Below are 23,305 nucleotides of genomic sequence, written 5' to 3' on the forward strand. Positions count from 1 at the left end.
ATCTTTTGAATATTTTTGACTTTTGATTTAAATAATGGACGTTAACTACATTGGTGAAAACCTACTTCCTGGAAAAATAGGGCAGTTTTTTGTTATCCTTTCTTTTGGTGCATCTTTATTTTCTCTGATAAGCTACTTTTTTGCAGCCCAAAACTCGGCGAAAAACCAAGCTGGTGAGTTCATCGCAGATAAGTCATGGAAAACTCTCGGCCGAATTGGCTTTTGGCTGAATACGCTTTCCATTCTTGTTATCGGCTCAACCTTATTCTATATCATCTATAATCACTTATTTGAATACCATTACGCGTGGGCACATTCTTCGCGATCGCTCCCGACACATTACATCATTTCTTCATTCTGGGAAGGACAAGAAGGTAGTTTTTGGCTGTGGATGTTTTGGCAGGTCGTATTGGGGAGTATCCTTGTATTCAAGTCGCGAAGCTGGGAAGCTCCGGTGATGACCTTCGTGATGCTCTGCCAGACGTTCTTGGCCTGCATGCTGATTGGTGTAGAAGTATTCGGATCCCGCATCGGCAGTTCTCCGTTCATCCTGTTGCGAGACGCGCTACATGCGCCTATCTTTAGTAATCCGAATTATTTATCGATGATAGCCGATGGTAGCGGCCTGAATGCATTGTTGCAAAATTATTGGATGGTCATCCACCCACCTACCCTGTTCCTTGGATTTGCCTCTATGATTGTACCCTTTGCTTATGCAGCTGCGGGGCTATGGCAAAGAAGGTATAAGGAATGGATTAATGCCAGTATGCCATGGGCTTTATTCGCCGTTATGATCTTAGGAGCGGGCATTATTATGGGATCATTCTGGGCGTATGAAGCGCTTAATTTTGGTGGCTTTTGGGCTTGGGATCCGGTAGAAAATGTATCCATCATTCCTTGGCTCACCTTGATTGCCGCTGTCCATGTTATGCTAGCCTACAAACATTCCGGACATGCCTACTTCACAGCCACATTGCTTGCATTAGTAAGCTTTGTGTTGGTTATCTATGCGTCGTTCCTAACGCGTAGCGGTATATTAGGCGAAACTTCGGTACACTCTTTTACCAGCCTGGGAATGTCGGGGCAGTTGATTTTCTTCAATTTCACCTTTCTGGCAATCACCATCGTATTATTAGTCTGGAGAAGAAAGGAACTCCCGAGCACAAAGAAAGAAGAAGACATTTATTCGAGAGAATTCTGGTTATTCATTGGCGCATTGGTGTTGACTGTCGCCTGCGTTCAGATGATTGCAACCACTTCAATACCGGTGTTTAATACGCTATTCGGTACCAAAGTAGCGCCTCCGGTTGATCCGATCATACATTATAACAGATGGCAAGGCGCTTTTGTGGTCGTTATCTTATTGCTCACGGCGTTCACGCAGTTCTTAAAATATAAACGATCAGATCCCAATAAATTTTGGCCGGCGCTTATCGCTTCATTTATCGTAGCCCTTATCCTGGCTGCCGTGGTGGTATATTTTACCAAGGTATACACTAACGTCATGTACGTATTGATTACCTTCACCTCCCTTTTCTGTATTTTGGCAAATATCCGTGTACTGGGTGATGCGCTGAAGGGAAAATGGCGATTAGCAGGTTCAGCTGTATCGCATATTGGATTTGCCTTGTTGGTATTAGGTGCATTAGTTGCGGCCGCCACCAATGACGTGATTTCCGTCAATGAAAGCCGGTATATCGGCGTACAAAATTTTGGCAAGGACGGTGATAAATTTACCGACCCTGGTGAAAATTTATTTCTAACCGAAGGTGAACCTGTACAAATGGGAGATTATAAAATTACCTATTTAGGCGATAGCGCTGCTGCTCCGAACGTGTATTATCACATCAAATATGAAAAAATTGACGAGGAAAGCGGCAAAGTGTTAGAGTCGTTCATCCTAAGTCCTTTTGCGCAAAACAATCCGGATATGGGAGGTCTAATCGGCACACCTGCCACCAAGCACTACGTAACCCATGATATCTATACCTTAATCACCGCGGCATCGGCAGATTCTCAATTACCTGCTACAAATATGCAGGACAGTGAAAAAACGGGGTTCGAAGACTATGATGAACCGGCAACCTATCAGGTAAATATTGGAGACACCCTACGCTACCGCAACGGGATATTCATTATCGAGGGCATCAATAAAGACGCTAAATTACAGAATATTCCTTTGGACCCGAAAGACATTTTGGTCGGCTTAAAAATCAAGGTAGTGTCCGGAGATCAGAAAGAATATAATGTGGAACCTGTGTTTTTATTAAAAGAGGGTAATGCGTACGATTTTAATAAAGATGTCGAAGAACAAGGACTTCGGTTCCGCTTTACGAATATCCGTCCGGATCAGGATAAATTAGAAATCATGGTCTATCAAAAACCATTACCCGAAAAGAAATGGATCGTATTTAAAGCAATTAAGTTCCCGTATATTAATTTCTTTTGGTGTGGTACCATCATCATGACGATTGGTTTTATCATGGCGATATATAAACGTATAAAGGACAGAAAATCAGAAGACAAAATTGAATCGTAATGAACATCGTCATACTTGGAACCGGAAATATAGCGACACACTACGCTAAAGCATTCCAAACACTAGGGCACTACATTACGCAGGTATACAGTAAAACTTCAGCCAATGCATCTGCATTGGCTGAAGTCGTTTCGGCCGAAAGCATACCTGATCTTTCCCAAATCAGCCATAGTGCTGATCTGTATATTATCGCGGTCTCAGATCAAGCAATTAAGACGGTCACGGATCAACTTCCCAGGCGACTAAAGGGCATCGTTGTTCATACCTCAGGAGCTACCCCACTGACGGTATTAAATCGTTTTGAAAAAAGTGGAGTCATCTACCCCCCACAAAGTCTTTCCAAAGATGTAGAAACAGACTTATCCACCATTCCGTTTGCCATTGAAGGAAATACATCTGAGGTTGAACAAACGTTGTTGGCGGTAGGGCAACAGCTTTCACATAAATCATTCCTTTGCGATAGCCAACAAAGAATTACCCTACATATCGCAGCTGTCTTTGTCAACAACTTTTCTAATGTCTTGTATCAGGTTGCCTTCGATCTATTAAGGCAGCAGAATTTAGATGTTGAATTGGTGCGGCCGATCATACTTGAAACAGCAAACAAAGTGCAATATCAGGAGCCGAAAGAGGTACAAACAGGTCCGGCGATAAGAAATGACATACAAACAATAAATAGTCATTTAAAATTATTAAGTCAAGATGAGTCTCTTACTCAAATCTATCAAAATTTGACCGCTTTAATTATAAAAACAAGATAGAAAGCGAGCTTTATATACAAAAAAGATAAAAATTAAGACCGACATATTAAAGCACAAATTACTTACTAATTTTGCCGAAGAATAAAACAAACATTAGAAGTAGACGTTTGAATCACATATAACTTGATCACAAACTATGGCAGTTAGAAAATTAATTCTTATCACGGTTCTCTTAATCAATCTTATCATCATTTCTTTTGGAATTATCTTTACGCCGCAATGGTTTTGGTTGCTTAGCGTTCCTTTTCCGCTGATGATAATTGCATTTTACAATAGCTTCCAAACAAACCATGCGATCCTTAGGAACTTTCCTTTGGTTGGCTATTTCCGGTATTTTTTCGAATCTATCCGCCCGGAATTAAGGCAGTACTTTTGGGAATCAGATACTGATGGCAGGCCGTTCAATCGCAGACAACGCTCGATCGTGTATCAGCGATCGAAGAATGAGCGCGAAACAGTTGCGTTTGGTATGCAAACCGATCCACAGGCTGTCGGAAATGAATGGGTCGCACATTCGATTTTCCCGTGCCACATTGAAAGTCACGACTTACGTACTACTGTGGGTAATACATCATGCAGCCAACCTTACAGTCTGAGCGTGTTTAATATTTCGGCCATGAGCTACGGGGCACTGAGCAAAACGGCAATCACTGCATTAAACAAAGGTGCTGCATTGCAAAACTTTGCGCACAACACAGGTGAAGGAGGGATAAGTAATTACCACATCAGCGGAGGCGATTTAATTTGGCAAATAGGAACAGGCTATTTTGGATGTCGAAATGAAACAGGACACTTCGATCCTGATTTGTTCGCCGAAAAAGCGAATCGTCCGTACGTTAAAATGATTGAACTCAAAATCTCTCAAGGGGCTAAACCCGGACATGGCGGTATCTTACCTGCAGCGAAAAATACGCCCGAAGTGGCTGCTATACGTCACGTAGTACCGGGCACCGATGTTATGTCACCTCCCGCACACAGTGCATTCCGCAATCCCATAGAGATGATGGAATTCATCCACCAACTGCGGGATCTCTCAAATGGCAAACCTGTAGGCTTTAAGATCTGTATTGGTGATAAGCAGGAATTTATGGAAATATGCAGGGCCATGCAGACCACTCAAATATTTCCGGATTTCATCTCCATAGATGGATCAGAAGGTGGCACCGGGGCTGCTCCATTGGAGTTTACAGACAACCTCGGTATGCCGTTATACGATGCACTGACATTCGTTACCACAACGCTCATTAAATACGGGCTCAAGAAACACATCAAGATTATAGCTTCGAGTCGTATTGTTACCGGATTCGATTTATTAAAAGTGATTGCCTTAGGTGCAGATGCCTGCTATAGTGCAAGGGGAATGATGTTTGCCTTGGGGTGTATCCAAGCATTGAAATGCAACGAAGATGTCTGCCCGGTTGGAGTAGCTACACAGCAACCTCATTTGTATAAGGGGCTCGACGTAGAAGATAAATATGTACGTGTTGCCCAATTTCATCGGAATACTTTACGTGCTACTGTAGAAATTATGGAAGCTTGCGGATTCCGAACGTTGGATGATGTAACCGCCGACAAATTTTTCAGAAAAGTGGATAGCATACAGACACTAAGTTTTCAGGACATTTATTTTAAAGAAACCGGGCGGTTGAATAAAAAGGAAAACAGCTTTGCAAAAGAGGAGTTCTTAGACTTCTTAGACTAAGATTGGAAAAATTGTGTATCTCGATCAATACCGAGACACACAATTTCTTATTTTAAATTTTGATATACAGTTTCCAGAATATGCTGTGCATCTTTAAGCTTATCCCTGTCAACGTTATCCAGTGCTTCGACGATAGTGCGCGATGCCTGCGCCATACAATCCTTTTTAATCTTCCTTCCCTCCTTCGTCAGGTAAATAAGATTGGTTCTACGATCTACTTTGTCGTTAACACGGATTACCAGCTTCATCTTCTCGAGGTTGTTAATTAATCGTGAAATACTGGGTTTATCACGAAAGGTAAGATTAGCCAATTCTTGTTGCGTTAGCCCTTCTTCGTTCCACAAATAATAAAGGATGCTCCATTGCTCAGAGGTAATATTTAGAGAGCTCTCTTTTAAATTTCGCTGTAGTCTTCGAGACATAGCAGTCGAAGCCTTTCCGGTTAAAAACGAGAAAAACTCTTCTGCAAATAGGTTATCACTAGTCATTTCTAATAAATAAGTTTTAGGTTACCTATACAATATTAAACTAATATTAGTTTAATATACAAATTTTATTTTACCTATGCTTATATTTTTAATTAATTTCTTAACTTTAGTTCAATGGAAAATATATTAATTACTTTGGTATTGGTTGGTGGTCTTATTTATAATATCTACAACAATTATAAAAAGGAGATGGAGAAGACGGCTAAACGTGATGTCAGAACTCCGACACCACCTGTTTCCGCTCAAGTGCCACCGATGCGAACTCCTCCTCCTGTAATCGCAATGGGATCAATCCCTGCGGAAGTATCGCATATTCAAAAATATAAATCGGAAAAAAAGAATGTCTCTAAACAATCTTTAGCCGTTCAACCGTTAGAAGACGAAATTACAGCATTTGATCTCAGACAGGCTGTAATTTACGCAACCATTTTAGATAGACCTCATAAATAATATTTATTGTCCCACTATAAAATGGAAAAGTTGTCTCCGTCTTTTAAAAAAGGGAACTGAGTTCGTGCATTTTCCAAGTCTTTCGGATTGAGTGTGAATGTATACAGATCTTCATCCTCAGGTTTATAATACACGACATCTCCAATCGGTGAGATGCACATGGAGCCACCCGAATAATAAACTTCATTTCCATCATACCCAACACGGTTTACCCCGATCACGAAAGCCTGATTTTCTATTGCTCTGGCCGGAATCAATGTACGCCAATGCGCAGAACGTGTATCTGGCCAACTAGCCGTATACACCAAAAGATCATATCCGTCTACCTGATTACGTGACCAAACGGGAAAACGCAGGTCGTAACAAATCATCGGGCATATTTTCCAGCCTTTAAGCTGAAGAACAATACGGGATTTGCCTTTCGTAAACACCTCATCTTCTTTAGCTATACAAAACAAATGACGCTTATCATAATGGACGAAACTACCGTTGGGCGACATCCATACAAAACGATTATAATATTTATCTTCTTCTTCAATAATAAGGGACCCCGCCACGACACAGTCAAATTTCTTGGACATTTCGTAAAGCCAACGCATAGAAGGACCGTCCATATTTTCCGCACATTTTGCTACGTTCATGGTAAACCCTGTATTAAACATCTCAGGCAAAAGAATAAGATCAGTTTTCTCTCTTAGCGACGATAGTCGCAAAGCCAGATTTTGAAGGTTTTTTTCTACATTCTCCCAAAACAGGTATGCTTGGAATATCGTTATTTTTATAGGTTCCATTTATATGAAAACAGTTTTTTCAATGATTTATTGTTACAATTTAATAAAATTAAAACGAAATCCTATCATTCCAACCAGATTATTGTGTACGTCGCATCAAATTATCAGCTAAACTATAAAGTTCTTTCTTCTGATACTCACCTACGGCCACTTTCTGTAGACTTTCATAAGCCGAATGGGTATATTTTTCCTTCAAATCACTTGCTTCCTGCACGACATGATATTTTTGATACAAATTTTTCATCCGGGTTATTTTGTCATCGGACGTAATACGCTTATCTGTTGACAAAAACTCAAATTCCTGAACATCATCGTTCTCCAATTTAGATTTTAACAGAATATGCAATATGGTCTTTTTATTAGCAATGATATCACCTGCGATCTGCTTGCCAAAAGTAGATGGATCGCCATATACATCCAGAATATCGTCCTGCAACTGAAAAGCTATCCCTAAATTGACACCAAAATTGTAAATATGTCCTCGATCCATCAGCGTAGCGTTTGCTATTATCGCGCCCATTTCCAATGCACCACCTAGTAAAACTGATGTTTTAAGACGAATCATTTCGATATACTGATGCTGAGTTACCGAATCAATTGCCTCAAAATCCATATCATACTGCTGCCCTTCACACACTTCGATTGCCAATTTGTTAAAGATACGCAGGAGCTCCGGTATATATTCGGCTTTCACAAAAGCCAACTGCTCATAAGCTTTTACCAATAAGGCATCACCAGACAGTATAGCTATGTTTTCATTCCATTTTTTATGCACAGCTTGCTTTCCTCGACGCAAGGGGGCATTGTCCATGATGTCATCGTGTACCAGCGAAAAGTTATGAAAATACTCAATGGCTAAAGCCACAGGTGTAGCATTATTGATGTCATTGGTTCCGAATAAATCTGCGCTTAGATAGGTAAGAATAGGCCTGATACGCTTGCCTCCCAACGATAACATGTAACGGATAGGATCATATATGTTTTCAGGAAACCTCGGAAAGGAAGATTTTGCGACTGCTTCTGTCAGAAGATTTTGATAGATTGTTATTTTACTCATATCTACACAAAAATATTAAAAGAATCGATAAGTTATGGGCATATAATTAATTTTATATACTCACGAATTATATTGCGTACAAAGAAGAACTTTATCTAAGTTTGTAAAGACTATTGAACGTATTCCGTATGAAGATATATTATGATCATCAAGTATTCACCATGCAAAAATTTGGTGGAGTCTCCAAATACTTTTCTAATCTAATAGAACATCTCCCTCCTGATTATAATGGTATAATGGCACCGTGCTACTCTGACAATATCTATTTAAAAGAAATCGCTTTATCCAATATCCAACATTTCAATTTTCCTAAAAATTTTAGAATAAAAAGACGTTTATATTATTTCCTTAACAACATCACGCATCGTCAATTTCTTAAACAAAACGACTACGACATTTACCATCCTACTTATTACCAGGTAGCTAACACAAGCAAACCTGTTGTGATAACCCTACATGATCTTATTCATGAAAAATTCCCGCAATTATTCGCAGCATACGATCGCTCCGCACAACTGAAAAAACAAGCTATTCAAAGGGCAGATCATATTATATGTGTCAGTGAAAATACAAAAAAGGATTTATTGGAGTTGTATCCGATTCCAGAACAGAAAATATCTGTGGTATATCATGGTTACGATCTAAATCAAGTGTCTCATTTGGAAGAAAAGGAGAACTACATACTTTATGTCGGTGACAGAGGGGGATACAAAAATTTCAAGAATTTCATATTGGCGGTTAGCCCCCTGTTACTGGATGACCGTTCTCTTCATATTATTTGCACCGGAAAACCTTTTCATAGTGGCGAACTGGCATTATTTGATCGCCTCCGAATCAGTAATCAGGTTCAGGTCTTATCCAATGTTGATTCCAAATCCATGTTACAATTATATCGTAAAGCCAAGCTATTCATATATCCTTCTCTGTATGAGGGATTCGGAATACCCATACTTGAAGCCTTTGGACAAAACTGCCCAATCGTTTTGAGTAATACGAGTTGTTTCCCTGAAATTGCTCATGATGCGGCGGAATATTTTGACCCAGATGAAGTTAAATCCATACAAGAGGCTATCGAAAAAGTATTATTTGATGAAGTCCTGACAAAAACGCTAGTAGAAAAAGGTAAATTGCGACTGCAAAATTTCAGCATGCATCAAATGGCAAATAATACAAGTGAAATTTATAAATTATTCAGATGAGTATAATTATAATGGATAGGCTAGGTCTTGCACCTCAGATCCGAGAGATATTAGAAACCGTGTACGATCCCGAATTAAAGCCTGCAAACATCATCGATCTTGGTCTTGTATACGAGATTATCACAAAAGAAGGTGGTATCGCAAAGGTAGTGATGACATTGACCGCCCCCGGCTGCCCGGTAGCTGGTGAAATAATGGACGAAGTACAACGTAAAGTAGCTTCTATAGATGGTATTAATGAATCGTTGGTAGAGCTCACCTTTGATCCACCATGGACGAGAGACATGATGACAGAAGAGGCAAAACTGGATTTGGGATTGTTTTAAGAGCTTTCTTTCACACTTACTTCCAAATCGCTAAGACTTTTTTGTGGTTTGGAAGGGGGTGTATCTTTCCCAAATAACCCATTCCACATATTACGGGACTCCTTCGTGAGGAGCGGAGATACGATGGAAAGGATCAGCACATATACCACGACAAAGGATTGTATCACCGGAAGTAATCCACCGGCCTTTCCAATATTAGCCATAATAATAGAAAACTCACCTCTTGCCGACAATGTGAATCCAATATCAAAAGATGTCCGTGGTTTCAACTTTGAAAAACGTGCGGCAAAATAGCCGGAAGCAACATTTCCTATTATCGTAACTATCGCTGCTAAAGCTGCCCATCCTATGGCTCCCCCCAGCGAGTAGATATCAATAGAAAGCCCAAAACTAAAGAAGAACATAGCTCCAAAGAAATCTTTATACGGCAATACCATCGCTTCAATCTTTTTGATGTATTTGGAATCTGCGAATACAAGGCCTGCCATCAAAGCACCAATCGCCTCGGCCACATGAATGGTCTCTGAAAAGCCTGCAATCACAAATAATAAGCTAAAAATGATGAGGATAAATAATTCGGACGACTTGTCTTGCAGCAATTTATCTATAAAAGGAATGAGCTTTCTTCCCAATATCAAAAATGTAAGAATAAAACCCAGGGCCAAAAGCGAGGTTCCGGCTACAGCGGCGAACGAAGTACCTCCTGTAAGAATCAGGCCTGAAAGAAACGATATATGCATCGCGATAAATAAATCATCGAACATAATCATCCCCATAATGACTTCTGTTTCAGCATTGGCTGTCCGTTTTAAATCGGTCAGCACCTTCGCAACTATAGCCGTAGAAGAACTCGTCATCAATCCACACAATACCATCAGCTCCTTGAAAGGAAGATCCATCAGCCATCCAATGAATAAACCCGAAACAAAGTTAATGAGTACATAGAGTGCTCCTCCGGTGACGATTGATTTTCCGGATTTGACAAGGCGGCCGACAGAAAACTCCAAGCCGAGATAAAACAGTAAAAACAAAACCCCAAGCCGCCCCATAAACTCAATAAAAGGCTTGCTTTCGGTGAACGTAAAAAATGACCAGACTACATTAAAGCCGGAAGTCAACGAGGGATTATCAACTTGACCCAAAAAGTTAGAAATGAAGGTAGGGTACTCTTCATTTCCCAACAACATACCTATTACAATAAAAAATGGAATGACAGAAAATCGAAGACGGTTAGCTAATAATCCAACCAGAGCAACAAGTAATACAGCAATTCCTATTTCTAAAATAATAATATGAGTCATATATTTTCTATAGCAGTATTTCTTTCAACAGTTTAATATTCTTTTGTTTACCAGCTATTACTAACGTAGTACCAGGCACAATGACATAATCCGGTCCTGGATTGATAGTGGTCTCATCCTCACGAATAGCCGCAATGATCGAAGCCCCGGTACGTTGACGAACTTCCAATTGACCGATGCTTTTATTCACCCCATCATTTGACGTTTCAACTTTATACCATTCAATACGCAAATCATCCAAGGCGACTTGAATAGTTTCAAGTGCTTTGGGCTTGTAAGATAGTCCTCCTAAAATACCAGCAACCTGACGGGATTCTTCATCCGATAAGGTCATAACACAGTGCGTTTCGCTTTCATCATCATCATGACGGTACAGTTCTCGACGACCATCATCATGAATTACAACAACCATATGGTCTCCGGCTTCAGTTTCGATTTGATACTTCTTACCAATACCAATGAGGTCAGACTCTCTTACGATAGACATAGCTCAATAATTAATTGAAATAATATTTTTATTACCATGGGATTTATCCAATACCATTACACAAATCTACAAAAAATTAAATGCGAATAGGCAAAAGGCATAAAGAATACAATTTTGATTAACTATCTTTACATACTTAAAACGAATACCCGTTATTCATTACTATGCAATAGCCGGTTTTAATGTCGTACTGAGGCTTGCAGACTGCGTATCAGGCATTAGGAACGTGTTGGCGGTTATGGAGCTGATGTAACATTGTATCTATACAATTGGATAATAATGCAGTGTTTAGATCGTTATTCATCTGTGTTTGCATTAAGATGAATGATTGCTGCGTCAGGATGACAAATTAAAAAGTATAATGCACAACGAGTTACTTAAAAAAAATAAAAATATGAAAAGAACAACGTTAATAACACTGCTATTTTACTGTGTAACTTTCACAGCAACTGCACAATCAGCTGCGACGTACACGGTTGACAAAACAAAATCGACTATTAATTGGGTCGCTAAGAAGGTCGTAGGTGGTCACGAAGGAACGATCAATATCAAAGAAGGAACAGTGAACGTATCTGACAATAAAGTTACAGGGGGTAGTTTTGTAATCGATATGCCCTCTCTAAAATGCACGGACGCTGAGCGACTAACGGGGCATTTGAAAAATGAAGATTTCTTTGATGTCGAGAAATTTCCGACATCAACATTTGTCATCACCAAAATAGATCACACGAAAAAAGAGCCAATAATAACAGGTAAATTAACGATTAAAGGGATTACAAAAGACATCTCTTTCCCGGCTTCTCTATCTGCAAACGATACTAAAGTAGAAGCAAAGGCAACCGTCAAGGTAAACCGCCTGGATTATGACATCAGATATCGGTCAAGTAGTTTCTTTGCTGATTTAGGGAATAGGGCTATTGAAGATCAGTTTACATTGAATATATCGCTGACAGCTACAAAATAAAGAAAGAGCCCTTAGTAAAATGTCCTCAAAAAGTTAGATATTTTTTGAGGACATTTTTTATTTTGCAGCATCAACGATCCGATATGTCCCATCATCTTTAAGTTCAGGCCTTCCGATGGATATGCTTTTGGAGTGATAAAATAAATACACCCAACCTTCGGCACTTCCTTCTGCCCAATACTGCTTCCTCAAATCACGTGCTAGTCGACCGTCTAAATCATACTTCGCAATGAAATTTCGAAAAATTTCCTCTGGCTCAGGAAGGACATCTCCGCCGAAAAAGAAATGCTCACCCCCCGTTTCAATATGAAATGCTTGATGGAACTCCGTGTGGGCGCCATTCACCAGATACCTGATCTCCTTATTCAACACACCTTCTCCTTCGACTAAAGTAAGATTGCCGCTACGTTGCAATACATCGAAAACTTCAGTACGGTAGGAAGCAGACTCTGAGCTATAGGCATTTTCCCACTCACCACGTTGGATAACATATTCTGCCTCAGGGAAAGCTACCCGGCCTATACCATTTCTAAAATCAACCATCCCCCCGATATGATCTTTATGCAGATGTGACATCAACACATACTTAATGTCTCCTGGTTCAAATCCCAATTTTCGAATATTGTGATGAATCACCAGCTCATCTTCATCCGTACGTTGACCTAATCCGGTGTCGCACAATAGCAGCCCATGGTCAGACTCAATTAAAAAAGGGTGAACATGTATAAATAAGGACCCTGGCCTGTCTTTTACATCGTCTTTGGCAGGATCAAACGGGACAAATTTTTTGGAGGCATCTACTGAAAAAGACCCCTCAAATAAGGAATGTGCCTGTATCATCTTTTATTATATTGTAAATATGATAGTTACACCAAACAACTTTAAATACGCCGCTGCTACATTAGGTAGCTAAGGCTATAAAATGTATATTTACATGTAAATAGTGTGCAAAGATATGCAAAAAAGGTGGGTACTAAAATCTAATAATGATGTCAACAAAATTGAAAAATTACGAGATGAATTGGGGATTAGCGCCCTTATCACCAAGCTATTGCTGAACCGTGGTATTGAAACTTTCGAACAAGCACGTACGTTTTTCAGACCTACACTAGAGGCGCTGCATGATCCGTTTTTAATGAAGGATATGGATCTTGCCATCACCCGTATTGAAAAAGCCATAGGCAATAATGAAAAGATTCTTATTTATGGAGATTACGATGTAGATGGCACTACTGCGGTATCGGTAGTATATAGTTTTTTCAGAACATTTCACAGTCGTATAGAGTTTTACATTCCCGATCGCTACAGTGAAGGGTACGGTATTTCTGTACAAGGAATAGATTATGCTGCTGCGAATGATTTTTCATTGATCATAGCATTGGATTGCGGAATTAAGGCTTTAGATAAAATCGATTACGCAACTAGCAAAGGGGTTGATTTTATAATAGGCGATCATCACTTGCCCGCAGACACCATTCCAAAAGCGGTAGCAGTTCTGGATCCTAAACGATCGGATTGTCTGTATCCTTATAAAGAATTATCAGGATGTGGCATTGGATTCAAAATTATCCAAGCGTTTATCAAAAAAAATGGAATGGATATGGAGCAGGCTTATCAGTATCTGGATTTAGTCGCTGTTAGTATTGCCTCGGACATCGTACCCATTACAGGAGAAAACCGAATTTTAACTCATTTTGGTCTTAAAAAATTAAATTCTAACCCCTGTGTGGGTCTGCAGGCTTTGGTCAGGTTATCGACAAACCGTACTGGGATATTTACTGTAAATGATATTGTATTTCAGATAGGGCCAAGAATAAATGCCGCAGGTCGTATTGACCATGCAAAGGATGCTGTTAACCTGTTGATCTCAAAATCCGTTGAAGAAGCTGTAAACTATTCTGTTGCAGTAGATGATCAAAACAACATCCGCAAAGACTTTGATCTTAAAATCACAGAGGAGGCGTTGGCTATTATTGATAATTGTGAAATAAATCAATCTCGCAAGTCTACTGTATTATATAAATCCGATTGGCATAAAGGTGTTATCGGAATAGTTGCTTCGCGACTGACCGAAAAATACTATCGCCCGACAGTTGTTTTAACCCAAACCAACGGTCAGATCGCTGGTTCGGCTCGCTCGGTTTTAGGTTTTGATCTTTACGAAGCATTAAACGAATGTAGTCACCTCTTAGAACAATTTGGAGGGCATAAATACGCTGCCGGATTAACGATGAGGGAAGAAAACATCCCCCTTTTCCAAAAGAAATTTGAAGAGGTTGTTCAGAAAACCATAAAACCGGAAATGCTGCAACAAGAGGTTTTAATTGAACTTGAAATAGCATTAGATGAAATCGAAAGTAAGTTTTACCGTATCTTAAAACAATTCGAGCCGTTTGGGCCTCAAAATGATTCCCCTATATTCCTATCTACAAATGTAAAAGCTATTGGTCCGGCATATATTGTCGGCAACAATCATATTAAGATGGTTGTATATCAAGAAGACTCACCCAATTTTGAATGTATTGGATTTGGGTTGGCAGATCATATCGACCACATTAATAGCGGTAAACCATTTGATATTTGCTACGCTGTAGATGAAAATAACTGGAGAGGAAAGAAGAATTTACAATTAAATATCAAATCTATCCGATATTAAAATAATCCGAAAATTCGCATGGGCAATATATATCAGCTAAGCTTCTTTCGTTTTTTTTAAGAGTAAGGGGTGATTATAAAACCTACACAGCTGTTACGACAAGAATAAACATTGTATGCGGAGACGATCTCAATTTTTAAGAGACTGTATGGAGTTCAAAAAAACTTATGTAAATTTCATCCGAAGTCTTTCGTTTTCAAAGGTGGATGAGAACCGAGCTTGCCCGCCTCCCGTAGGGCAGGCGAGCTCACTGAAGGTAAATCGCAAAGATTTCTCTATAATGGAAATCTTTGCTAAGTTTGCATCCAAAGCGAACAATACTAGATGATACTTAAAGCGCAACATCTTATCAAAAAATATAAGCAACGTACGGTTGTGAATGATGTATCTTTTCATGTGGAACAAGGTGAGATAGTGGGACTACTTGGCCCTAACGGGGCAGGAAAGACCACATCGTTCTACATGATCGTTGGATTGATCAAACCCAATGATGGCCATGTGTACCTGGATGATGAAGAAATCACCAAGGACGCTATGTACCAACGTGCCCAGAAGGGAATTGGATATCTTGCACAGGAAGCTTCGGTTTTTCGAAAACTATCCGTTGAAAATAATATTCTCGCTGTTCTGGAAATACATTATCCCAATAAAGAAGAACGATTAGCTAAACTAGAAGAATTATTGACAGAGTTCAGCTTACACCGGGTACGCAAAAATCGTGGAGATCTTCTTTCAGGAGGGGAGCGTCGGCGCACTGAAATCGCGCGGGCTCTTGGTGCTAACCCTCATTTCATATTATTGGATGAACCCTTTGCTGGTGTCGATCCGATAGCGGTAGAAGAGATCCAAACCATCGTTGCTAAATTGAAAGCAAAGAATATTGGGGTATTGATTACCGATCACAATGTACAGGAAACCTTATCTATTACCGATAGGGCTTATTTGTTGACAGAAGGAAAAATCATGCTTACGGGTACTCCCGAAGAAATTGCAGACAGTGAATTGGCGAGAAAATTTTATCTCGGACAAAATTTCGTCCTACGTCGAAAAAAACTATAATTATTTTTGAATAGATTTACCTATGGCCATACTAAATTCACTGTTCACATGGATTATGAAAAAGCGCATTCATCAGATAGAGCTCTTCATGAAGTATCCTCACGATGTACAGGAAGAATGGTTTCAAAGTTTAATATCAACCGCTGAAGCGACTGAATGGGGTAAAAAATACGACTATAAAAGTATCTTCACCCCCGAAGAGTTTAAACGACGTGTACCCATTCAGGACTATGACGATATCAAGGTATATGTAGACCGGATGATAAAAGGAGAACAAAATATCCTGTGGCCTTCGGATATTAAATGGTTTGCGAAATCATCCGGTACCACATCCGATAGAAGTAAATTTATTCCTGTTAGTACAGAAGCGTTAGAAGAATGTCATTATCAGGGCGGAAAAGATATGCTTTCGATATATTGCCACAACAAACCTGACAATAAATTATTTACAGGAAAAACTGTTGTTATCGGCGGATCATCTCAAATCAACAATTTCAGTCCGGATTCATATTATGGTGATCTATCGTCCATATTAATCCGTAATCTACCTTCTTGGGCCGAATTCAAGCGAACGCCACAATTAGAAGTTACATTAAATCCGAATTTCGAAGAAAAAATCGAACAGATTGCACAGATTACTATTCAAGAGGATGTGACCAGTTTAGCAGGTGTCCCTACTTGGAATATTGTCATGGCAAAGCGTATCCTTGATATTACCGGAAAAAGCAACTTATTGGAGGTATGGCCGAATCTGGAGTTTTATGGTCACGGCGGTGTGAGCTTCAAACCGTATAGAGAACAATTTAAAACACTGATCCCTTCTACTGAGATGTATTATCTTGAAAATTACAATGCATCGGAAGGATATTTCGGTATTCAAGACCAATCTGACTCGGATGATTTGTTATTGATGTTGGATTATGGTATTTACTATGAGTTTCTACCCATAGAGAATCTAGAAGACGAAGAGCCTCAAACATTAAAGCTGGATGAAGTGGAATTAGGTAAAAATTACGCGTTGATTATTTCCACAAATGCCGGATTATGGCGTTATAAAATTGGTGATACTATCAAATTCACCTCTTTATATCCATATCGCTTTCAAATATCAGGCCGCACAAAACAATATATCAACACATTTGGAGAAGAAGTAATTGTAGATAATGCCGAACATGCACTAGAGGCGGCTTGTGCAGCAACCGGAGCTTGTGTGAAAGATTATACTGCCGGACCTGTTTATTTTAAAGAGGCAGAAGCTGGCGCACACGAGTGGGTAATCGAATTTGACAAGCATCCGAATGATTTTAATCAATTCTGTGAAATTCTAGACAGTACCCTGCGTGAAATCAATTCTGATTACGATGCCAAAAGGTATAAAAATATGGCATTAAAATCCCCTTTGATTCATAATGCGCCCACTAACACCTTCTACACCTGGATGAAATCCCGTGGCAAGTTAGGTGGACAAAATAAAGTCCCTCGTCTTGCTAATAGCAGAGAATATTTAGATCCTTTGCTTCAAATCATGAAAAACACTTAATTTTCTATTGCAGCTCTTTCAATAATTTGTTGGCCTTTCTTCCCAATTCATCATCTGACTTAATATGTTGAAGCAATAAGATGGCCTTCTCATTTTTGTTTTCTTTTGTGTATGCTGCTGCTAAATAGTAAGTAGCTTCCCTTGCGAATACCGACTCACCCTCAGCGATAGCCTCTAATTTAGCAATCGATTCACCCCAGTTTTCTTCGCCATAGTAGGTCAACGCATGGTAATACTTATATTGTACATTTAACGGGTCACTATTTATGAGTTGATCCAAAATGTCTCGTGCCTGGTCAAAAGATTGATTATTAAAATGCCTCACCGCATCTTCATATTTTCCGGCTTCCCCCGCTCCTCTTACAATTTCAGATTCCATGATCGGAAGTTGATAAAGTGTAGATGATGTGCCGGAAAAAAACTTGAAAACGACCAATACACAGGCGGCAGCCAATATAGGAACTAGAATTCTATACAGCGATTTTGATTTATTGTTGCCCTCCGAGCGTCTATGAGCAGTTGCTGCCTCATGAAGATTATTTCGCAGTTCATCTGCATCGCTACTCATTCTTCGTGCGAGAATCGATTGAACCTCCCTGTGCAAATTGAGCTGTTCGCTCAATTGTGGATCAGTGGCAAGTTCTTGTTCAAAAGCAAGCAATTCTTCGCCTTGTAAGAGTCCGTCTATATAATCCTGAATTTTTTCTTCGCTCGTTTTCATCATCTAGTTCATTAAAATCAACTTATTATCTTAAAAATCTGTATCCCCATTAAAGTAAGGATGTGCCTTAACCTTGGATATCAGACTTGCCATACATTCACTTTTTTTCTTACGAAGATAAGCGTACGTAATACCAAGGGACTCCGCAATCTGTTCCTGATGCTTTTCGGTCATACAACGTCGAATAATCTCCTGACACCGCGCTCCTAAGGTATCCAATAGCTGCATCACCATATTTTCCTTTTCAACCTGTTGGACAGATTCGGCTATTTCCTTTGCTGATTCATCCTCAATATGGAATAAGTCTTCCGTTGATTTTGTTACCCACATCTGTTGCTTTTTCTTCAGAACATTGAGCCATTTGCGCTTACAAACCATCAATAAGAAATTTTTGAACGAAGTGGTGAGCTGGAAATCTTTATCTTTAGTCATATAATAGATATCGACCAAAGCCTCTTGCAAAATATCATAGCCGTCATCTTCTGTACCACTATTGTACACAATCATAGAAACTATCTTTTTTGCATAGTTTTTATATATTTTATCAATGCCCGTTCTATCATTATGTTTTAAATAGGCGAGATATTGTTGATCTACATGCATTGTTAATTGGCTTATCTTCAGTAAAAATAAGCATAATTAGATTATTTTAATTATTTTAGATACCTAATTCCCCTATTAATTATGAAGTTTTGGTATCTTGCTTTATATCTATTTTTAATCCCCTATATAGCCGGGGCTCAAATTGATTCATCGTTGATCGAACAGGACACCTTCGTTAGCGTTATTCACTCCCAGATTGTAGACCATAAAATAGCCTTTAAATCGGAGCTGCGGCCACTTGTGCAGGTTCCTGGAGGTAGAGTACCGTTCTACACTTATCTTTGGGATTTCGGAGACGGGCATTTCAGCACGGCGGCAGAGCCCATCCATCAGTACCAAAAAGCCGGGGATTATGAGGTTACCGTATATGCGGTAAACAATTATGATGATGGGAGAAAACCAAAAAGACCTAAGAAAAAAATAACTGTTAATTCGGCTCTCGCATCTTTGGCTCCTTCCCCCTCTCCTTTCGAAGAAAGTTTCTTTACGTCCAATGGCGTATTTCAACTCTTTAAAAATTCGGATGCAAAACCCGGAGAGGATATGGCGCTGGTAGTCGGTGTAAATACCAATGGCAAAAAAGGGAAGGTACTCCTCCTAACAAACGAAAAAATAGCAGGGCTGGATGGCTTTGTTTTAGCCGGACAAAGCAAGTATTACAATGAAAAAATAGACAGCGCATTGCAGCATAAGGAAATAAACAGCCTTTGGGCGAATGTAAAACAATCTACATTTACAAAAACAGGAAGTCCGGATTACGGAATCAAAGAAGAGATGGCTTTCGCATCGTCCAATGAAGCAATAACCTACTTTTCTGATTTACGCATGGCGTATAATAGCTTAGCCACTTATGAAATTGACGGAAGTCAAAGCGAAACACAATTCACACTTATAAACCTGGATATCACCGAAGATATGCTGGTGGATACAAATGCTATTGTGACGATTACCGGCATTTTTATACCGGAGGATGGAATTGCTAACGTACATCAGGTGGATGTACCTGTTGTAAAATCACATGATCCGAACAAAATGTCTATCCGCCCGGCTCGTATGAATTATCGCTTTCAAAAAAAGAATAAAGAACTAACCTACAAAGTACAGTTTCAAAATGATGGCGAAGGTGATGCCAAAAACATACGCCTGGAGATGTTTTTACCCGAAGAAGTAGATCTAAAGACCTTTAAATTGCAGGCTCTCTATCCACAATGCGACTCCTGTTTAACAGCCAACATGCGGGGATGCTATCAATATGACATTAAAGAAGATGGCACCTTGATCTTTCATTTTAAGGACATTTCGCTGCCTGGTACGGGTGCGCCCGATATTACAGATCAGGACAGCACCAAAGGCTTCATTCTGTTTACCGTACAAACGGATAAAAAATTAAAAAACAAAGCTTTCAAATCCTATACCAATATATACTTTGACAAAAATCCGCCGATTAAAACGAACAATGCTACCTCCCGATTCCGAAAGGTATTTTCTCCATTGGTAACCGTTGGAGCAAGCAGCACATTCGGCACACCCTCCGGAAATGATATTCAATACAAGTTTAAACCCGGGATTCAAATAGGGATAGGGATAGCACCAATAGCCCCATACCGAAAACCATACTGGCAAGCAGAGCTGTACACCTCTTATTTTAAAGAAGAAGCCACGCACCCTTTAACCGCTGCCGAGGGTGTCATTCAGTACGTCGATGACAATGGAAGGAATACCGAGGCTAAATATAATGCGTACACGATAAACAGCAAAAAAGATTTTATGACGGTACAGGTACCTGTACAGATCCGATTCAATATTAACGGCTTCCTGTCCACCGGAGCAGGAGTCAGTCTTCGCACCGACTTCAATCTCAAGAATCAGGAATCAATTACCTATAATACTGAAAATGCAAATGGGGTAAATGGCCAGATCGTCCTTCCGCAGGAGGTCGAAAAGGATGCAATGAGTCCGATTAAGATTAATCCGTTTTGGGATATCAATGTTGGCCGGGTGTATCTCGGTCCGGCTCTCGGTATTCGGGTATCGTACGATACACACCAAAAAGCGACTGCGGGTGTTTATGGTATCTGGAGATTTTAGCGGTAATGAAGTTAATACGAATTGGTATATGCTTTTTATTGTTGGTGGGAGCTTGCACGCCCAAACAGAACCCCCACGATAGTGCAAAGGCAGAGAGTCTGAATCCTCTTATCAGCAGTAAAAACGATGCTGATACCGATGAAGTATTCGAGCAATTAGCTGATATTGTAGAGGAGCACCCTGAAAAATTTATTCACCATCCGGATTCGTTTTACAACAATATACCAAACAACCCAAAGACCTCATATCAACAGGAATTGTATGTATATGTCCTGTCCAATATGGGGTATCAACTACGGGAACATGCAGATATCCTACAAAGTATTAGGTACTATGAAAAAGCATTACAGGCTACAAAGATCTATACATTAACAGATGTTGACATCGACAATGATATTATTATGCCATTGGCGAATCTATACATACGTATTGATGACAATAAAAAAGCGATTTCCCTTTTGGAACAGGCCATCAGCACCGTTAAAACGGCAAAAAAATTAAGTTCCTTTATCAATAATCTAGCCAACGCGTACGTCTATGATAATAATCCCAAAAAAGCAAAATCTGTTATTTTAAACACATTACAATCCGATGTACCTTTAAAACCGTTATTATACAACACATTAACCTCTATATACTGGAGCGAGGACAAACTTGATAGCTGTAAACTCTACAATCAAAAAGCCTTGGCGGAATTTGAGCAGATGACATTGACAGGCGATTCCATTTTATGGTATACCAATGCACTCAGTATGGCGGGCCGTTTGTCATCCAGCAAACAGCCTATTGAAGCATCCTTAGAACTATTGGAAAACACTTTTCCTCAGCACAAATTTAGAGAAAAAGCTAAACTACAACTTGAACTCGCAACTATTTACTACGCCCGTAATGACTCCGACAGAGCCCTTAGCAATTATAAAAATGTGTTAACCTATTTTTCTGACACCAATAAATATCAATTAGATTATACGTACACACAGGCGTTGGGTAAAATTGGAGATTGCTATGCTAAACTTAACAAGATAGATTCGGCTATCGCTTATTATCAATGGGCAATAGAAAACGACTACCGTACACAACAGCTTATTGTAAGCAAAGAGAATCAGTTAAAAAATAACATCTGGCATAAAAACCTCATCGAGAGTATAATGGCACTTTGTGAAGTCAAACTAAAAAAAGAGCCAAATAACCAAGCTGTACAGGAAACAATGCTATGGTGCATAGAACTGGGCAAAGCCAGAATGCTAATCACCGAGATTAACCGTTCGGAGAAATGGGACTCACAGAATCAGCAGCTGCAACAGGCTATCCGGATTATCCGCACATCGTATCAAGACCTGGGTGGGCTCGAAGACAACAACCAGCGAGAAAGACTGGAAAAACGGATAAAAAACTTATTACTGGAGTTTCAGCTCTCAGAAAACTATTTCGAAAAAATAAGTTCACCGTCCCTTCGGTATGAATTTATGGAAAAACTTCGCAAACAAGGTGCTGATTATTACAGCTATTTTATGCACCAAGACAGTAGTGTCACAATTTTAGGTCTGTTAAATAAGAAAACTACCTACAAAAAACTGCATGATAAAAACTTTATTACTACCATTGAAGAATTCAAAAAATCGTATTTTGGCGACACACCGAATGCCTATAATCTATCTCCATCTAATTACCAAACAGCTGCTCGTAAAATAGCACAATACCTTCTCCCGGATATCGCGCGTGCAAAGGCTAATATTTTCCTGTCGCTAGATGGTGTATTTCACGGACTGCCCTTTGATGCGTTATGGGATTCCGATTTTCTGCTAAAAAAGCATAACTTTTCTTATCTCAATTCTTTTTTGCTCTTTGACATTCTCCCCAATAACAAGGTTTTATCCACGCCTATTTCTATCTTACATCGGTCGGAATATCAGGAGCCGCTACCAAGTCTCCATTTCGTAAAAGAGGAAGTAAAAAATATAGCCGATAAATTTCTATCCCGAATAATAAACCCCGAAAGGCAGCATGATTCGGTATTGTCCGAAGAATTCTCTTCCCTAAATGTCATTCATATTGCAGCACATGCGATCTTGGAAGGGGATAAAGATCCATATATCTATCTTAAAAATCGGGTTTCGACCAATCAGCTTTCGTACTATGAAATGAATACGCCACTGGTTTTTCTGTCTGCCTGCAACACCGGAACGGGAAAACCCTTGCCTTCGGAAGGAACGGAGAGCATACATCGGGTGTTTTTAAGCCGAGGTGTTCCGTCTGTCATTTCCACCTACTGGTTTGCAAATGATGAAATGATGTTATCCCTTACGGCCTCTTTTTACGAACAATTATATCATATAGGCTTTCCAATGGAGGCACTGGGAGAGGCAAAAAGATTTTTTTTGGCTACGGCTTCCGACAAACAAGCGAACCCCTGGTATTGGGCAAACATCAACTATGCCGGAGTGAACAATGAAATAGGCTTGAAGAAATCTTCAAACCTATTCCTTTATTCTAGTATATTGGCAATATCTCTAATTATACTGCTGTTTTTTTGGCGTATAAGATCAAAATTCTAGGGTCGGGATATTTTATAG

Annotated in this window: 20 protein-coding genes; 12 read left to right on the forward strand and 8 right to left on the reverse strand. The window is 39.6% G+C overall.

All coding sequences use genetic code 11. From position 1 onward, the window contains the following. The first annotated feature begins 34 nt into the window (after nucleotides 1–34). From E4F24_RS05500 to E4F24_RS05510, 3 genes are all read left to right on the forward strand, one after another. The gene (locus E4F24_RS05500) at nucleotides 35–2,539 is read left to right on the forward strand and encodes a heme lyase CcmF/NrfE family subunit (protein ID WP_140937668.1); all 2,505 of its coding nucleotides are present in this window, start codon (nucleotides 35–37) and stop codon (nucleotides 2,537–2,539) included. Further along, on the forward strand, nucleotides 2,539–3,300 hold the full coding sequence (locus E4F24_RS05505; RefSeq protein ID WP_140937669.1) for a Rossmann-like and DUF2520 domain-containing protein: 762 nt from the start codon (nucleotides 2,539–2,541) through the stop codon (nucleotides 3,298–3,300). Before E4F24_RS05500 ends, E4F24_RS05505 begins: the two co-directional genes overlap by 1 nt. 136 nt (nucleotides 3,301–3,436) lie before the next feature. Beyond that, nucleotides 3,437–5,002, forward strand: coding sequence for an FMN-binding glutamate synthase family protein (locus E4F24_RS05510; RefSeq protein ID WP_140937670.1), 1,566 nt, complete (start codon nucleotides 3,437–3,439; stop codon nucleotides 5,000–5,002). 47 nt (nucleotides 5,003–5,049) lie between these two features. Here E4F24_RS05510 and E4F24_RS05515 read toward each other — a convergent pair whose 3' ends face one another. Next, nucleotides 5,050–5,490 (reverse strand): MarR family winged helix-turn-helix transcriptional regulator, encoded by a 441-nt coding sequence (locus E4F24_RS05515; RefSeq protein WP_235891158.1) that lies wholly within the window; start codon nucleotides 5,488–5,490, stop codon nucleotides 5,050–5,052. Nucleotides 5,491–5,604: 114 nt separating this feature from the next. On the opposite strand from E4F24_RS05515, the gene E4F24_RS05520 reads away from it, so the two are divergent. Continuing rightward, complete coding sequence (locus E4F24_RS05520) at nucleotides 5,605–5,940, forward strand: hypothetical protein (protein ID WP_140937671.1); 336 nt, start codon at nucleotides 5,605–5,607, stop codon at nucleotides 5,938–5,940. A 14-nt stretch (nucleotides 5,941–5,954) separates the two neighbouring features. On the opposite strand, the gene E4F24_RS05525 is transcribed toward E4F24_RS05520, so the two are convergent. Then, nucleotides 5,955–6,731, reverse strand: coding sequence for an amidohydrolase (locus E4F24_RS05525; RefSeq protein WP_140937672.1), 777 nt, complete (start codon nucleotides 6,729–6,731; stop codon nucleotides 5,955–5,957). A gap of 79 nt (nucleotides 6,732–6,810) precedes the next feature. After that, nucleotides 6,811–7,788: a polyprenyl synthetase family protein gene (locus tag E4F24_RS05530; protein ID WP_140937673.1), complete on the reverse strand. Its 978-nt coding sequence runs from the start codon at nucleotides 7,786–7,788 to the stop codon at nucleotides 6,811–6,813. A gap of 128 nt (nucleotides 7,789–7,916) precedes the next feature. On the opposite strand from E4F24_RS05530, the gene E4F24_RS05535 reads away from it, so the two are divergent. After that, nucleotides 7,917–8,987, forward strand: coding sequence for a glycosyltransferase family 4 protein (locus tag E4F24_RS05535; protein WP_140937674.1), 1,071 nt, complete (start codon nucleotides 7,917–7,919; stop codon nucleotides 8,985–8,987). Beyond that, nucleotides 8,984–9,313 (forward strand): metal-sulfur cluster assembly factor, encoded by a 330-nt coding sequence (locus E4F24_RS05540; RefSeq protein WP_140937675.1) that lies wholly within the window; start codon nucleotides 8,984–8,986, stop codon nucleotides 9,311–9,313. The genes E4F24_RS05535 and E4F24_RS05540 overlap by 4 nt, the downstream gene beginning before the upstream one ends. On the opposite strand, the gene E4F24_RS05545 is transcribed toward E4F24_RS05540, so the two are convergent. Further along, nucleotides 9,310–10,614, reverse strand: coding sequence for a cation:proton antiporter (locus E4F24_RS05545; RefSeq protein WP_140937676.1), 1,305 nt, complete (start codon nucleotides 10,612–10,614; stop codon nucleotides 9,310–9,312). The genes E4F24_RS05540 and E4F24_RS05545 overlap by 4 nt on opposite strands. A gap of 7 nt (nucleotides 10,615–10,621) precedes the next feature. Continuing rightward, the gene (locus tag E4F24_RS05550) at nucleotides 10,622–11,101 is read right to left on the reverse strand and encodes a cation:proton antiporter regulatory subunit (protein ID WP_140937677.1); all 480 of its coding nucleotides are present in this window, start codon (nucleotides 11,099–11,101) and stop codon (nucleotides 10,622–10,624) included. A gap of 394 nt (nucleotides 11,102–11,495) precedes the next feature. Between E4F24_RS05550 and E4F24_RS05555 the strand changes: the two genes are divergently transcribed. Further along, complete coding sequence (locus E4F24_RS05555; RefSeq protein ID WP_181182383.1) at nucleotides 11,496–12,065, forward strand: YceI family protein; 570 nt, start codon at nucleotides 11,496–11,498, stop codon at nucleotides 12,063–12,065. Between the two features lie 57 nt (nucleotides 12,066–12,122). Here E4F24_RS05555 and E4F24_RS05560 read toward each other — a convergent pair whose 3' ends face one another. Beyond that, entirely contained in the window at nucleotides 12,123–12,905 is a 783-nt protein-coding gene (locus tag E4F24_RS05560) for an MBL fold metallo-hydrolase (protein WP_140937679.1), read from the reverse strand. Nucleotides 12,906–13,020: 115 nt separating this feature from the next. On the opposite strand from E4F24_RS05560, the gene recJ reads away from it, so the two are divergent. The 3 genes from recJ (at nucleotide 13,021) to E4F24_RS05575 (ending at nucleotide 17,320) form a co-directional block, all read left to right on the forward strand. Continuing rightward, a complete protein-coding gene (gene recJ, locus E4F24_RS05565; RefSeq protein ID WP_140937680.1) occupies nucleotides 13,021–14,721 on the forward strand; it encodes a single-stranded-DNA-specific exonuclease RecJ in 1,701 nt (566 codons plus the stop codon). Between the two features lie 324 nt (nucleotides 14,722–15,045). Next, a complete protein-coding gene (gene lptB, locus E4F24_RS05570) occupies nucleotides 15,046–15,780 on the forward strand; it encodes an LPS export ABC transporter ATP-binding protein (RefSeq protein WP_136901566.1) in 735 nt (244 codons plus the stop codon). Nucleotides 15,781–15,802: 22 nt separating this feature from the next. Next, nucleotides 15,803–17,320, forward strand: coding sequence for a GH3 auxin-responsive promoter family protein (locus E4F24_RS05575; RefSeq protein WP_140937681.1), 1,518 nt, complete (start codon nucleotides 15,803–15,805; stop codon nucleotides 17,318–17,320). 4 nt (nucleotides 17,321–17,324) lie between these two features. On the opposite strand, the gene E4F24_RS05580 is transcribed toward E4F24_RS05575, so the two are convergent. Together E4F24_RS05580 and E4F24_RS05585 are read right to left on the reverse strand one after the other, a co-directional pair. Beyond that, nucleotides 17,325–18,044, reverse strand: coding sequence for a hypothetical protein (locus E4F24_RS05580; RefSeq protein WP_140937682.1), 720 nt, complete (start codon nucleotides 18,042–18,044; stop codon nucleotides 17,325–17,327). Nucleotides 18,045–18,071: 27 nt separating this feature from the next. Then, nucleotides 18,072–18,644, reverse strand: coding sequence for an RNA polymerase sigma factor (locus E4F24_RS05585; RefSeq protein WP_140937683.1), 573 nt, complete (start codon nucleotides 18,642–18,644; stop codon nucleotides 18,072–18,074). Nucleotides 18,645–18,725: 81 nt separating this feature from the next. Between E4F24_RS05585 and E4F24_RS05590 the strand changes: the two genes are divergently transcribed. Beyond that, on the forward strand, nucleotides 18,726–20,732 hold the full coding sequence (locus tag E4F24_RS05590) for a PKD domain-containing protein (protein ID WP_140937684.1): 2,007 nt from the start codon (nucleotides 18,726–18,728) through the stop codon (nucleotides 20,730–20,732). A 5-nt stretch (nucleotides 20,733–20,737) separates the two neighbouring features. Beyond that, the gene (locus tag E4F24_RS05595) at nucleotides 20,738–23,287 is read left to right on the forward strand and encodes a CHAT domain-containing protein (RefSeq protein ID WP_140937685.1); all 2,550 of its coding nucleotides are present in this window, start codon (nucleotides 20,738–20,740) and stop codon (nucleotides 23,285–23,287) included. The last annotated feature ends 18 nt before the right edge of the window (nucleotides 23,288–23,305 follow it).

The sequence above is a fragment of the Sphingobacterium lumbrici genome, assembly GCF_006476045.1.
In the GTDB taxonomy this organism is placed as follows: Bacteria; Bacteroidota; Bacteroidia; order Sphingobacteriales; family Sphingobacteriaceae; genus Sphingobacterium; species Sphingobacterium lumbrici.